The sequence below is a fragment of the Pseudomonas sp. SP16.1 genome (assembly GCF_052682975.1).
The window spans coordinates 2964826-2978519 of record NZ_JBQYFZ010000001.1; the positions used below are offsets into that span (position 1 = coordinate 2964826).

General features: G+C 65.3%; 13 protein-coding genes. 4 read left to right on the forward strand and 9 right to left on the reverse strand.

What is annotated here, in order from left to right; all coding sequences use genetic code 11:
- Positions 1–17 precede the first annotated feature (17 nt).
- Together mfd and ACUTAF_RS14180 are read left to right on the forward strand one after the other, a co-directional pair.
- Positions 18–3455: a transcription-repair coupling factor gene (gene mfd, locus ACUTAF_RS14175; protein ID WP_445582451.1), complete on the forward strand. Its 3438-nt coding sequence runs from the start codon at positions 18–20 to the stop codon at positions 3453–3455.
- Between the two features lie 11 nt (positions 3456–3466).
- The gene (locus tag ACUTAF_RS14180) at positions 3467–3988 is read left to right on the forward strand and encodes a CsiV family protein (protein ID WP_445580548.1); all 522 of its coding nucleotides are present in this window, start codon (positions 3467–3469) and stop codon (positions 3986–3988) included.
- Positions 3989–4116: 128 nt separating this feature from the next.
- On the opposite strand, the gene ACUTAF_RS14185 is transcribed toward ACUTAF_RS14180, so the two are convergent.
- Genes ACUTAF_RS14185 through ACUTAF_RS14200 form a run of 4 tightly spaced genes read right to left on the reverse strand, consistent with a single transcriptional unit; the run spans position 4117 to position 7163 of the window.
- Positions 4117–4854, reverse strand: coding sequence for an S-methyl-5'-thioinosine phosphorylase (locus ACUTAF_RS14185; RefSeq protein WP_445580549.1), 738 nt, complete (start codon positions 4852–4854; stop codon positions 4117–4119).
- 10 nt (positions 4855–4864) lie between these two features.
- Positions 4865–5863 (reverse strand): beta-N-acetylhexosaminidase, encoded by a 999-nt coding sequence (gene nagZ / locus ACUTAF_RS14190; RefSeq protein WP_445582452.1) that lies wholly within the window; start codon positions 5861–5863, stop codon positions 4865–4867.
- A gap of 21 nt (positions 5864–5884) precedes the next feature.
- Entirely contained in the window at positions 5885–6409 is a 525-nt protein-coding gene (locus ACUTAF_RS14195) for a L,D-transpeptidase family protein (protein ID WP_445580550.1), read from the reverse strand.
- 46 nt (positions 6410–6455) lie between these two features.
- On the reverse strand, positions 6456–7163 hold the full coding sequence (locus ACUTAF_RS14200) for a TetR/AcrR family transcriptional regulator (RefSeq protein ID WP_445580551.1): 708 nt from the start codon (positions 7161–7163) through the stop codon (positions 6456–6458).
- Positions 7164–7390: 227 nt separating this feature from the next.
- Here ACUTAF_RS14200 and lexA point away from each other — a divergent pair, with 227 nt between their 5' ends.
- On the forward strand, positions 7391–7999 hold the full coding sequence (lexA, locus tag ACUTAF_RS14205) for a transcriptional repressor LexA (RefSeq protein ID WP_445580552.1): 609 nt from the start codon (positions 7391–7393) through the stop codon (positions 7997–7999).
- 10 nt (positions 8000–8009) lie between these two features.
- Positions 8010–8483, forward strand: a complete 474-nt coding sequence (gene sulA, locus ACUTAF_RS14210; RefSeq protein ID WP_445580553.1) for an SOS-induced cell division inhibitor SulA — start codon at positions 8010–8012, stop codon at positions 8481–8483.
- Between the two features lie 61 nt (positions 8484–8544).
- Here sulA and ACUTAF_RS14215 read toward each other — a convergent pair whose 3' ends face one another.
- From ACUTAF_RS14215 to fadA, 5 genes are all read right to left on the reverse strand, one after another.
- Positions 8545–8781, reverse strand: a complete 237-nt coding sequence (locus ACUTAF_RS14215; protein WP_445580554.1) for a hypothetical protein — start codon at positions 8779–8781, stop codon at positions 8545–8547.
- An 80-nt stretch (positions 8782–8861) separates the two neighbouring features.
- Positions 8862–9380 carry a DUF6586 family protein gene (locus tag ACUTAF_RS14220; protein WP_445580555.1) on the reverse strand — a complete coding sequence of 173 codons (519 nt, stop codon included), beginning with the start codon at positions 9378–9380 and terminating at the stop codon, positions 8862–8864.
- A 79-nt stretch (positions 9381–9459) separates the two neighbouring features.
- Entirely contained in the window at positions 9460–12066 is a 2607-nt protein-coding gene (topA, locus tag ACUTAF_RS14225) for a type I DNA topoisomerase (protein WP_445580556.1), read from the reverse strand.
- Between the two features lie 126 nt (positions 12067–12192).
- Positions 12193–12435, reverse strand: coding sequence for a DUF1653 domain-containing protein (locus tag ACUTAF_RS14230; RefSeq protein ID WP_445580557.1), 243 nt, complete (start codon positions 12433–12435; stop codon positions 12193–12195).
- A gap of 73 nt (positions 12436–12508) precedes the next feature.
- Positions 12509–13684: an acetyl-CoA C-acyltransferase FadA gene (fadA, locus tag ACUTAF_RS14235; protein ID WP_106736371.1), complete on the reverse strand. Its 1176-nt coding sequence runs from the start codon at positions 13682–13684 to the stop codon at positions 12509–12511.
- Between the last annotated feature and the right edge of the window lie 10 nt (positions 13685–13694).

The window sequence follows — 13694 nt, forward strand, 5'->3', positions numbered from 1 at the left end:
CCGTGTCTGCAACGACTGTGTCTGTACTGCCTCTTCCCTCCCTGCCCGCCAGCGCCGGCAAGCAGCAATGGGGCAATCTGCCGGGTGCCGCGCTGCCTCTGGCCATCGCCGAAGCGGCCAACGCCGCCGGACGCTTCACCCTGGTACTGACCGAAGGCAGCCAGAGCGCCGAACGCCTGCAGGAAGAACTGGCGTTCTTCGCCCCCGACCTGCCGGTGCTGCATTTCCCCGACTGGGAAACCCTGCCCTACGACGTCTTCTCGCCACACCAGGACATCATCTCGCAGCGCATCGCCGCGCTCTATCGCCTGCCCGAGCTGAGTCGCGGCATTCTGGTAGTGCCGATCACCACCGCCCTACACCGCCTGGCGCCGAAGCGCTTTCTGCTCGGCAGCAGCCTGGTGCTGGACGTCGGCCAGAAGCTCGACGTCGAGGACATGCGCACGCGCCTGGAGGCGGCCGGCTACCGCTGCGTCGATACCGTCTACGAGCACGGCGAGTTCGCCGTACGCGGCGCGCTGATCGACCTGTTCCCGATGGGCAGCGACACGCCCTACCGCATCGACCTGTTCGACGACGAGATCGAGACCCTGCGCACCTTCGACCCCGAGACCCAGCGCTCGGTGGACAAGGTCGAGTCGATCCGCCTGCTGCCGGCGCGCGAGTTCCCGCTGGAGAAGAAGGCCGTCAGCGATTTCCGTGGGCGCTTTCGCGAGCGCTTCGACGTGGATTTTCGCCGCTGCCCGATCTATCAGGATCTGTCCTCCGGTATCACCCCGGCCGGTATCGAGTATTACCTGCCGCTGTTCTTCGAGGAGACCGGCACGCTGTTCGACTACCTGCCGGGCGACACCCAGGTGTTCTCCCTGCCCGGCATCGAGAAGGCCGCCGAGCATTTCTGGAGCGACGCGCGCAACCGCTACGAGGACCGCCGCGTCGATCCGGAGCGACCGCTGCTGCCGCCGGTCGACATCTTCCTGCCGGTGGAGGACTGCTTCGCCCGCCTGAAGAGCTGGCCACGCATCGTCGCCAACCCCGAGGATATCGAGCCCGGCGTCGGCCACACCCGTTTCGCCGCGCGCGCCCTGCCCGACCTGGCGATCCAGGCCAAGGCCGGCGAACCGCTGGCGGCGCTGCGCCGTTTCATCGAGGAATATCCGGGCCGCGTGCTGTTCTGCGCCGAATCGGCCGGTCGCCGCGAGGTGCTGCTGGAACTGCTCGCCCGCCTCAAGCTCAAGCCCAGGGAAGTCGCCGGCTGGCCGGCGTTCGTCGCAAGCGGCGAGCGCTTGGGCATCTGCATCGCCCCGCTGGACGAGGGCCTGCTGCTCGACGACCTGGCGCTGATCGCCGAGAGCCCGCTGTTCGGCCAGCGCGTGATGCAGCGCCGCCGCCGCGAGAAAGGTCGCGACGGCGGCGACAACGTGATCAAGAACCTCACCGAGCTTCGCGAAGGCGCGCCGGTGGTGCACATCGATCACGGCGTCGGCCGCTACCTGGGCCTGGTGACCATGGAGTTCGACGGCCAGGCCGCCGAATTCCTCGCCCTGCAGTACGCCGACGAGGCCAAGCTTTACGTGCCGGTGGCCAGCCTGCACCTGATCGCCCGCTATACCGGCAGCGACGATGCTCTGGCGCCGCTGCATCGTCTGGGCTCGGAAACCTGGCAGAAGGCCAAGCGCAAGGCCGCCGAGCAGGTGCGCGACGTTGCCGCCGAACTGCTCGACATCTATGCCCGCCGCGCCGCCCGCGAAGGTTTCGCCTTTCAGGACCCGGCCCTGGACTACGCCAGCTTCAGCGCCGGCTTCCCCTTCGAGGAAACCCCGGATCAGCAGGCCGCCATCGACGCGGTACGCAGCGACATGCTCGCCGGCAAGCCGATGGATCGCCTGGTCTGCGGCGACGTCGGCTTCGGCAAGACCGAGGTGGCCATGCGCGCGGCCTTCATCGCCGTGCACAGCGGCAAGCAGGTCGCCGTGCTGGTGCCCACCACCCTGCTCGCCCAGCAACACTACAACAGCTTCCGCGACCGCTTCGCCGACTGGCCGGTGAAGGTCGAGGTGATGAGCCGATTCAAGAGCGCCAAGGAAGTCGAAGGTGCCGTACAGCAGCTGGCCGAAGGCAAGGTGGACATCGTCATCGGCACCCACAAGCTGCTGCAGGACGACGTCAAGTTCCACAACCTGGGCCTGGTGATCATCGACGAGGAACACCGCTTCGGCGTGCGCCAGAAGGAACAGCTCAAGGCCCTGCGCAGCGAAGTCGACATCCTCACCCTCACCGCCACGCCGATCCCGCGCACGCTGAACATGGCCGTGGCCGGCATGCGCGACCTGTCGATCATTGCCACCCCACCGGCGCGGCGCCTGTCGGTACGCACCTTCGTCATGGAGGAAAACAAGCCGACCATCAAGGAAGCCCTGCTGCGCGAACTGCTGCGCGGCGGCCAGGTGTACTACCTGCACAACGACGTGAAGAGCATCGACAAGTGCGCCAGCGAGCTGGCCGAACTGGTGCCGGAGGCACGCATCGGCATCGGCCACGGGCAGATGCGCGAGCGCGAGCTGGAGCAGGTGATGAGCGATTTCTACCACAAGCGCTTCAACGTGCTGGTGGCCTCGACCATCATCGAAACCGGCATCGACGTGCCCAGTGCCAACACCATCATCATCGAGCGCGCCGACAAGTTCGGCCTGGCCCAGCTGCACCAGTTGCGCGGCCGTGTCGGCCGCAGCCACCACCAGGCCTACGCCTACCTGCTCACTCCGCCGCGCAAGCAGATGACCGACGACGCGCAGAAGCGCCTGGAGGCCATCAGCAATGCCCAGGACCTCGGCGCCGGCTTCGTCCTGGCCACCCACGACCTGGAGATCCGCGGCGCCGGCGAGTTGCTCGGCGACGGCCAGAGCGGGCAGATCCAGGCGGTCGGTTTCACCCTCTACATGGAGATGCTCGAAAGGGCGGTCAAGGCCATCCAGAAAGGCGAGCAACCCAACCTCGACCAGCCGCTGGGCGGCGGCCCGGAGATCAACCTGCGCGTGCCGGCGCTGATTCCCGAGGACTACCTGCCCGACGTGCACAGCCGCCTGATCCTCTACAAGCGCATCGCCTCGGCCGCCGACGAAGACGGCCTGAAGGAGCTGCAGGTGGAGATGATCGACCGCTTCGGCCTGCTGCCGGAGCCGACCAAGCACCTGATGCGCCTGACCCTGCTCAAGCTGCAAGCCGACAGGCTCGGTATTACCAAGATCGATGCAGGCCCGCAGGGCGGGCGCATCGAGTTCGCCGCCGAAACCTGCGTCGATCCGCTGACGCTGATCAAGCTGATCCAGGCCCAGCCCAAGCGTTACAAGTTCGAGGGCGCCACCGTCTTCAAGATCCAGGTACCGATGGAGCGCGCCGAAGAGCGCTTCAATACCCTGGAGTCACTGCTCGAACGCCTCGCTCCTACCCCCTGAAGGAATCCCCCATGCGCCCACTGCACCTGATTGCCCTGCTGCTCTGCCTGCTGGCACCGAGCGCCTTCGCTGAACGCCTCTACCAGGTCGAACTGCTGGTGTTCCGCCAGGCCGGCGAACCGGTCGTCGCCCCCCAGCTCGCGCCGGACGACTGGGCCGGCACTGCGCTGCCGATCGGCGATAGCGAGCGCCCCACCGCGCTCAACGCCGAAGCAGCCAAGCTGTCGCCTGGCAATGGCTATCAGCTGCTGCTGCACAAGGCCTGGAGCCAGAACATCGGCAGCAGCCCGAGCAGCGTCGCGGTGAGCAGCGGCGAGGCGCAGTTCGGCCATCACCCGATCGAGGGCACCCTGAGCTTCACCCAGGAGCGTTTCGCCGACCTGCAGCTGGAGCTGTGGATCAACCAGTTCAGTGCCGACGGCCTGCTCGAGACCAGCGAACACCTGAAGATCGTCCAGCGTCTCAAGGACGACAGCCTGACCTATCTGGACCACGGCAGCCTGGGGGCGCTGATACGCATCAGTCCGCTCTGAGCGGACGCCAGACACAAAAACCTCGAGAGCGTTTTTGCGCCTAAGCCCAAGGGGTGAAGCACATGGATGTGCTGAACAATGCAAAAAGGGCCGCTAAGCAGCCCCTTTCGTTTTCCGGGAAACGACGATCAGCCCGCCAGCACCCGCGCCAGCACCGACTTGACCGTTCCCATGCCCTGCTCCAGCACGCGCTCGATCTCCGCCATGGTGATCAGCGCGCTGGACTTGCCCGCCGCCGGGTTGACCACCAGCGCCAGACAGGCATACGGCAGCGCCAGCTCGCGCGCCAGCACCGCCTCCGGCATGCCGGTCATGCCCACCAGGTCGCAGCCATCGCGTTCCATCCGCGTGATCTCCGCAACGGTTTCCAGGCGCGGCCCCTGGGTGCAGCCATAGACACCCCGAGCACTGAACGAGGCATTCTCGGCACGCAGCGCCGCCACCAGGCGCTCACGCAACTGGGTGTCGTAGGGCTGGCTGAAATCGACATGAGTCACATGTTCCAGGTCGCCCTCATAGAAGGTGTGGGCGCGCCCTGAGGTGTAGTCGATGATCTGGTGCGGCACGCAGAAATGCCCGGTGCCCATGGCGGCGTGGATACCGCCGACCGCATTGACCGCGATTATCGCCTTCGCGCCCGCCTGCTTCAGCGCCCAGAGGTTGGCGCGGTAGTTCACCTGGTGCGGCGGAATCCGGTGCGGCTGGCCATGGCGAGCGAGAAAAAGCACCTCTCGCCCGGCATACTCGCCGCGCAGTACATCCGCCGAGGGCGCGCCATAAGGCGTATCCAGCGGCAGCGCTTCGCGGATGGTCAGGCCTTCCAGCTGGGTAAGGCCGGTGCCACCGATAATGGCGTAGACAGTCATAGGCAGGTCCTCAGTCAAGCAACTGGGCGGCTCTCAGCGCCGCCACTGCAGTAAGCCAGCGTGGAGCCTGGCGGTATTCGCTGGTGGCATGGGCGCGGCCGCGCATGCGCGCCAGCCGAGCCGAGGGCGTCACCCTCAGGCGTTGCAGGGCGCTCAGGGCCAACTCGGCGGCGCCGCGATCGTTGCACACCAGGCCCATGTCGCAGCCGGCAACGAGCGCCGCCTCGATACGCCTGCCGGCGTCGCCGGCCACGTGGGCGCCGGCCATGGACAGGTCGTCGCTGAAGATCACGCCGTCGAAACGCAGCTCGCCGCGCAGGATGTCCTGCAGCCAGCGACGGGAGAAGCCGGCCGGTTGCGCGTCGACTTGCGGGTAGATCACGTGCGCCGGCATCACCGCATCCAGCTCGCCAGCCAGGCGCTGGAAAGGCTGCAGGTCGCAGGCACGGATCGTCTCCAGGCTGCGTTCGTCGACGGGAATGGCCACATGGGAATCGGCCTCGGCCCAGCCGTGCCCAGGAAAGTGCTTGCCGGTGGCAGCCATGCCGGCCTGGTGCATGCCGCGAATGAAGGCGGCCGCCAGTTCGGTGGCACGTTGCGGGTCGCCCTCGAAGGCGCGACTGCCGACCACCGCGCTGCGCTGGTGGTCGAGATCCAGCACCGGCGCGAAACTCAGGTCCAGGCCCACGGCCAGCACCTCGGTGGCCATCAACCAGCCGCAGTGCTCGGCCAGCAACTCGGCATTGTCGTTGTCGGCGATGGCGCGCATCGCCGGCAGACGCACGAAGCCCTGGCGCAGACGCTGCACCCGCCCTCCCTCCTGGTCCACCGCCAGCAGCAGATCCGGGCGCAAAGCACGAATGCTCTGGCACAGCTCGCGCACCTGGCGCGGCGATTCGATATTGCGGGCAAAGATGATCAGGCCGCCCACCTCAGGCTGGCGCAGCAGCTGGCGATCCTCGGCAGTCAGCCAGGTGCCGGCGATGTCCAGCATCAGAGAACCTTGAATGCGTGTCGTCACAAAATATCCTTAGGGGAGTTCCGCCTTGGCCCACTGCGGACAGGGCGCCTCGTCGATCCTGACCGGACAGTGCGGTGCCACCCGATCGAACAGCACCAGCATGTCGGCGTTGCGCAAGCGCACGCAGCCATGCGAGAGCGGCGCGCCCATGGGTTCGCTGTCGGGCGTGCCATGCAGGTAAATATAGCGGCGAAAACTGTCCACCCGGCCGCCGCGATTGCGCCCCGGCTCCAGGCCGCTGAGCCAGAGAATGCGGGTGAGGATCCAGTCGCGCCCGGGAAACTGCCGGTGCAACGCCGGCGACCAGATCTCGCCGGTCCAGCGCCGGCCACGCAGTACCGCCGCCAGCGGCAGACCGGCACCGATCTTCGCCCGCACCTGATGCAGGCCACGCGGCGTGCAACCGGAACCATTGCGCTCCCCCGGCCCGTTCAACGCTGTGGAAACAGGAAGGCGCAGCACCAGACGCCCCGCACGAAAACCGTATAGGGCCTGATCGGCGATGGAGATATGCAGCAGGTCGAGGTCGAACATGGACGGCTAGCTTAGCCGAACGCCGAGGCGCCGCCCACCCGGCGGGTCAAACCTTTGCCGGAGCGCTTGGCGTCTTGCTGCGCGGCTTGAGTTGCGCGGCGGCCAGCGATGCATCGTTGACGCCGGTCTCGGCGCGCATGCCGGCGGCGAGGAATGGCACCATCATGCGCATCACCTGCTCGATCGAGGTGTTGACGCCAAAATCGGTCTCGGCCATCGCCCGCAGCGCCTTGATCCCGGACATGCTGAACGCCGCGGCACCGAGCATGAAATGCACGCGCCAGAACAACTCCAGAGGCGGGATGCGCGGCGCGGCATCGTGCACCAACAGCATGTAGCGACGGAACACCTTGCCGTAGACCTCTTCCAGGTACTTGCGCAGGTGCCCCTGGCTCTGACTGAAGGCCAGACCGAGCAGGCGCATGAAAATCGACAAGTCGTTACCACTGCGCGGCTTGACCGCCAGCGCCTGCTCCACCAGCAGTTCGAGCAGTTCTTCCAGAGTGGCGTGGGTCTCGGCCTTGGCCTGACGGCGATCGAGTTCCTTCTCGAGGCTGGCACAGAACGGACCGAGGAAACGGGAGAAGACCGCCTGGATAAGCGCCTTCTTCGAGCCGAAGTGGTAGTTCACGGCGGCCAGGTTGACACCGGCCTTGCTGGTGATCAGACGCAACGAGGTTTCGGCGAAGCCCTTTTCCGCGAACAACTGCTCCGCAGCATCGAGAATGCGTTCAACGGTTTCCGACTGAGCCATGAGCTATCACCTGACAAACACTTGTTTGAAACATACGTTTCAGCCCGCCGTATTGTCAAGCCGCACGGGCCGCCTTTTGGCCAGCCAGTCACAGCTTACAACAAGCAGAGACGCAGATTGTCCGTCGCAGGTAACAGAGCGGCCAGCACCTCGACCGAATTGAGCGTTGCCAAGCCGCCAGCACTGTATATAATCCCAGTCACTGGATAAAAAGACAGAGCGCCGACATGCTGAAACTGACGCCACGCCAAGCCGAGATTCTCGCCTTCATCAAGCGCTGCCTGGAAGACAACGGCTACCCCCCTACCCGAGCTGAAATCGCCCAGGAGCTCGGCTTCAAATCGCCCAACGCCGCCGAAGAGCACCTCAAGGCCCTGGCTCGCAAGGGTGCCATCGAGATGACCCCCGGCGCATCGCGCGGCATTCGCATTCCCGGCTTCGAACCGAATAACGAGGACGAGGGCTTGCCCATCATCGGCCGGGTCGCCGCCGGCGCCCCGATTCTCGCCCAGCAGCACGTCGAGGAATCCTGCCAGATCAACCCATCCTTCTTCCAACCCAAGGCCGACTACCTGCTGCGCGTACGCGGCATGAGCATGAAGGACATCGGTATCTTCGACGGCGATCTGCTGGCAGTGCACACCACCCGCGAGGCGCGCAATGGCCAGGTCGTCGTGGCGCGCCTCGACGACGAAGTCACGGTCAAACGCTTCAAGCGCGAGGGCAACAAGGTCTGGCTGATCGCCGAGAATCCCGACTTCGCCCCGATCGAAGTGGACCTGGAGCACCAGGACCTGGTCATCGAAGGTTTGAGCGTCGGCGTGATCCGCCGCTAGAGGAGGCTCCATGCAAGTGCAGCAGTCATTCGAGCGCCCGCAACTTCCCCTGTTCGACGTCTTTCTGGCCGGCGCGTCCGTCGATACGCTGCTGGACACCAAGCCCTCGCCTCCCCCCGAAGACGATCGAGCCTTCAGCGAGCTTGCCCTGAGGGGCGCCGCCGGCCACTGCCTGCATCTGCTCGCGCCCATCCTGCGCGAACTGAGCGAGAGCCTCGATGCCCGCTGGCTGACCCTGGTGGCACCGCCAACCTGCCTGACCCAGACCTGGCTGCGCGAAGCCGGCTTGAACCGCGAGCGCATCCTGCTGCTGCACTCGCGTCGCGGCCAGAGCGCACTGGAACTGGCAGAGGAAGTACTGAAGCTCGGTCGCAGCCATACGGTGATCAGCTGGCTGCACCCCGTCGAGCGCAACACGCGCTGGCGCCTCGCCCATGCCGCCCGCAGCGGCGCGGCACAAAGCCTGAATATCAGCCTGGGCTGAAGGCACCAACGCAAACGGGGCTCCGATGGAGCCCCGTTTGCGTTGATTCATAGCAGAAAACTCAGTGCAGCACGCGCGGCCCTTCGTCCTCGCTGCTGAAATCGCCTTCGGCCATACGCCCGGCCATCTGCACCCCGACATTGAGCATGGCCTTGGCCACCTCGATGTGCTGGCCCTGCAGGAATGCCTTGGCATCGGCGGAGAAGTCCAGGGTCACCAGTGCCTCCTCGTCCTCTGCGCGACGCAGGGCGATACGCCCATCGGGCAGTTCGACGATTTCCAGAAAGGATGTAGGCATGGGTCAGGTTCTCCACGAAAGCTCGGCATTGTACCAGCCGGCCGGCATCATCCCCAGCCCACTTGTCCAGTTAAACGCACTCAGCACTCGCTGAGCGACTCACGAAAACGCAGCACCAACTCCTTGAGCTGCTGACGCCAGCCGTCCAGCTCGTCCGCCGTCAGCTCGGGCAATGCCTCGTCCACACTGACTGCGGTGATCAGCGGCAGGCCGGGATCGACCTTGGCCTTGCGCTTCTCCTGCGGCGGCCGAAACAGCTCGGCATAGGCCGTCAGCAACTGCGCCAGCCAGGTTTCCGGCTGCTGCGCCAGTTCGACCAGCTCGGCCAGTTCGGGACTGGGAGCGCTATCGAGCACGACCTGATCGAGAAAGGCCTCGGCGCGAGACGGTGCGCTGTCGGCCATGCGGTAGTAACCGGCGATCTCGTGGCACAGGCCAAGCAGCCCGCCATAGAGATGAAAGAGTGCGGCTTCGCGCTCGGCCTGCACCAGCGCCTGGGCATTGAAGGCAGCGGAAGCCTCGGCCTTGCGCCAGGCCTCCAGGGCCAGGCCGGCGAAGAAGATCTTCTGGTTGGTGCGGGTATAGAGTTCTTTGGCCATCGGGGCGATCTCCACTGCTGGTCGAGCCATGATACGCGCGCCGGCCGCAGCCGGCGCGCATCTCGTCAGAGCGCTGCGCTCAGCGCTTGTCCTCGACCTTCCACTTGCCACCGTCGAAGAAGGCACGCCAGCCAGTGGGCTTGCCGTCGACCTCGGACTGCACGTATTGCTCCTTGGTCTTGCGGCTGTAGCGAATCACCGCCGGACGGCCGTCCGGGTCCTTGGCCGGAGCGGCCAGCAGGAAGTGGTACTTGGGATCGATCTCGCTCTTGTGCGGGATCAGCTCCAGCACCAGCGGCGCACGGGTCTCGCGATTCTTCGGGAAGCCGCTGGCGGCGAGGAACAGGCCGGAGGCGCCGTCGCGCAGCACGTAGGTGTCATCCACCTTCTCGCACTTGAGTTCGGGCATCTTCACCGGGTCCATCTTCGGCGGCGCCGCCTCGCCGTTCTTCAACAGCTTGCGGGTGTTCTTGCAGCTGGCATTGGTGCAACCGAAGAACTTGCCGAAACGGCCGGTCTTGAGCTGCATCTGGCTGCCACACTTGTCGCACTCCAGGCTCGGTCCTTCGTAGCCCTTGATGCGGTACTGGCCCTGCTCGATCTCGTAGCCGGCACAATCGGGGTTGTTGCCGCAGATGTGCAGCTTGTGCGTCTCGTCCAGCAGATAGGCGTCCATCGCCGTGCTGCAGATCGGGCAGCGATGCTTGCCCAGCAGCACCAGGGATTCGGACTCGCCCTCGTCGTCCGCGGCGATCTCGTCACCCGGCACCAGGTTGATGGTCGCCTTGCAACGCTCCTTCGGCGGCAGGGCGTAGCCGGAGCAACCGAGGAACACGCCCGTGGAGGCGGTGCGGATCATCATCGGCCGGCCACACTCGCGGCATGGAATGTCGGTCAGCGTCGGCTGGTTGGCGCGCATGCCTCCCTCACCCGCCTCGGCCGCCTCGAGCTTCTTCTTGAAGTCGCCGTAGAACTCGTCGAGCAGGTGCTTCCACTCGCGCTCGCCCTGGGCCACGTCGTCCAGATGCTCTTCCATGGCGGCGGTGAAACCGTAATCCATCAGGTTGGCGAAGCTCTCGTCGAGACGCTCGGTGACGATGTCGCCCATCTTCTCGGCATAGAAACGGCGATTATGCACCGTGACGTAGCCACGATCCTGAATGGTGGAGATGATCGCCGCGTAGGTGGACGGCCGGCCGATGCCGCGCTTTTCCAGCTCCTTGACCAGACTGGCCTCGGAGTAGCGCGCCGGCGGCTTGGTGAAGTGCTGACTGGGGTCGAGCTGGATCAGCTTGAGGCCCTCGCCTTCCTTCATTTCCGGCAGGACGTCGTCCTCGCCCGGCTTGCTCTGCTGCGGCAGCACGCGGGTGTAACCGTCGAACTTGAGGATGCGACCCTTGGCACGCAGCTCGAAGGCGCCGGCGGCCACGGTGACGCTGGTGGACAGGTACTCGGCCGGCGGCATCTGGCAGGCGACGAACTGACGCCAGATCAGGTCGTACAGGCGCTCGGCATCACGCTCCATGCCGGACAGCTGGGTCGGGCGCAGATTGACGTCGGACGGACGAATCGCTTCGTGCGCCTCTTGGGCGCCTTCCTTGCTCGAATACAGGTTGGGCTTGCCCGGCAGGTACTTGTCGCCGTACTCGCTGCCGATAAAACCGCGCACCATCTCCACGGCGTCGGCCGAAAGGTTGGTCGAGTCGGTACGCATATAGGTGATGTAGCCGGCCTCGTAGAGACGCTGGGCCATCATCATGGTCTTCTTCACGCCGAAGCCCAGACGGTTGCTCGCCGCCTGCTGCAGGGTGGAGGTGATGAAGGGGGCCGACGGCTTGCTGCTGGTCGGGCGGTCTTCGCGCTTGACCACGCTATAGCTGGAGGCCTTGAGCTTTTCCAGCGCGGCCATGGCCTGTGCTTCGTTGACCGGCTTGAAGGCGGTGCCGTTCTCGCGCACCACCTCGAAACGCACCTGGGCGTTCTTCGCGGTGCCGAGATCGGCATGCACTTCCCAGTATTCTTCCGGGACGAAGGCGCGGATTTCCTTCTCGCGCGCCACCACCAGCTTCACCGCCACCGACTGCACACGGCCAGCGGACAGGCCGCGAGCGATCTTGGCCCACAGCAGCGGCGAGACCATATAGCCCACCACGCGGTCCAGAAAGCGCCGCGCCTGCTGGGCGTTGACGCGGTTGATGTCCAGTTCGCCGGGCTTGGAGAAGGCTTCCTGGATCGCCTTCTTGGTGATCTCGTTGAACACCACACGCTTGTAGCGGGCGTCGTCGCCGCCAATGGATTCGCGCAGGTGCCAGGCGATGGCCTCCCCTTCGCGATCCAAGTCGGTTGCGAGATAGATGGTGTCGGCGTCCTTGGCCAGGCGGCGCAGCTCTTCGATTACCTTTTCCTTGCCGGGCAGTATCTCGTACTTGGCCTTCCAGTCGTGCTCGGGGTCGACCCCCATGCGGGCGAACAACTGGCGCTTGGCCTTTTCCTTGGGCGACAGCGCTGGCGCTTCGCCGGCCGACTTGCCTCGCTTGGCCGGCTCCTTGGTGGCGCTTGCCGAACCGCTGGTAGGCAGGTCACGGATATGGCCGATGCTCGACTTCACCACGTACTGGCTGCCCAGGTACTTGTTGATGGTCTTGGCCTTGGCCGGGGATTCCACGATGACCAGCGATTTGCCCATGGATCAGAAGATTCCTGAATTGCGAAAGAGAATGGCGCCAGGCGCCTGGCCCGACACCCCTTGAAGGGGCGCCCGGCGCGGCACCGCTATATATAGTGGCGAGCGAGTGAAGGTCAAGCCGCGTGCTCAGACCCCATCGCCGCCGATGGAGCTGACTTCGGCCTGAATCAAAGCAAAGCGTGGAACGCTTTCCCCGTCCACCTCGACCTGCTCGCAGAACATGCTCAGCGGCCGCACCCACAGGCCGAACTCGCCGTACAGGGCCTGGTAGACCACCACTTCTTCCTCGGTCTCGGAATGACGCGCCACACCGAACACACGGTACTGCGGCCCCTTGTAATGACGGTAGAGTCCTGGCTGCAATTGCATGGCATGTTCCTGAATTAAAAGCCTTAAAAAGCAAAACCGGGGCACAGGGCCCCGGTTTCGTGTCCGCTGACGCTTAGATGCGCTCGAACACGGTGGTGATGCCTTGGCCAAGGCCCACGCACATGGTGGAGACACCGAAGGTGCCGCCGTTCTGCTTCATGACGTTGAGCAGGGTACCGGAGATACGGGCACCGGAACAACCGAAGGGATGCCCCAGGGCGATGGCGCCGCCGTGCAGGTTGACCTTCTCTTCCATCTTGTCGAGCAGCTTGAGGTCCTTCAGCACCGGCAGGGCCTGGGCGGCGAAGGCTTCGTTGAGTTCGACGAAGTCGATGTCGGCCATGCTCAGACCGGCACGCTTGAGCGCCTTCTGGGTGGACGGCACCGGGCCGTAACCCATGATCGCCGGATCGACGCCGGCCACGGCCATGGCGCGAACCACGGCCATCGGCTGGATACCGAGATCCTGGGCGCGCTGGGCGCTCATGACGATCATGCAGGAAGCGCCGTCGGTGATCTGCGAGGAAGTGCCCGCGGTCACGGTGCCGCCTTTCGGGTTGAACGCCGGCTTCAGCGCGGCCAGGCTTTCCAGGGTGGTTTCCGGGCGAATGGTTTCGTCGAAGTCGTACATCTTCAGGAAACCGTTCTCGTCGTAGCCCTGCATCGGGATGATTTCATCCTTGAACTTGCCTTCGACGGTGGCCTTGTGCGCCAGGCGGTGCGAACGCTCACCGAAGGCGTCCTGCTGCTCGCGGCTGATGCCGTGCATCTTGCCCAGCATCTCGGCGGTCAGGCCCATCATGCCCGAGGCCTTGGCGGCGTACAGCGACAGGTGCGGGTTCGGGTCGACGCCGTGCATCATGCCGACGTGGCCCATATGCTCCACGCCGCCGACGACGAACACGTCGCCGTTGCCGGTCTGGATCGCCTGCACGGCGGTGTGCAGCGCGCTCATGGACGAACCGCACAGACGGCTGACGGTCTGGCCAGCGCTGGTGTGCGGGATCTGGGTCATCAGCGACGCCATGCGCGCGATGTTCCAGCCCTGCTCCAGGGTCTGGTTGACGCAGCCCCAGATCACGTCCTCCACCTCGGCCGGATCGACCTTGGCGTTGCGCTCCAGCAGCTTGCTGATCAGGTGCGCGGACATGGTCTCGGCGCGGGTGTTGCGGTGCATGCCGCCCTTGGAACGACCCATCGGGGTACGACCGAAGTCGACGATCACTGCATCTCTAGGATTCAGGCTCATAAATTCACTC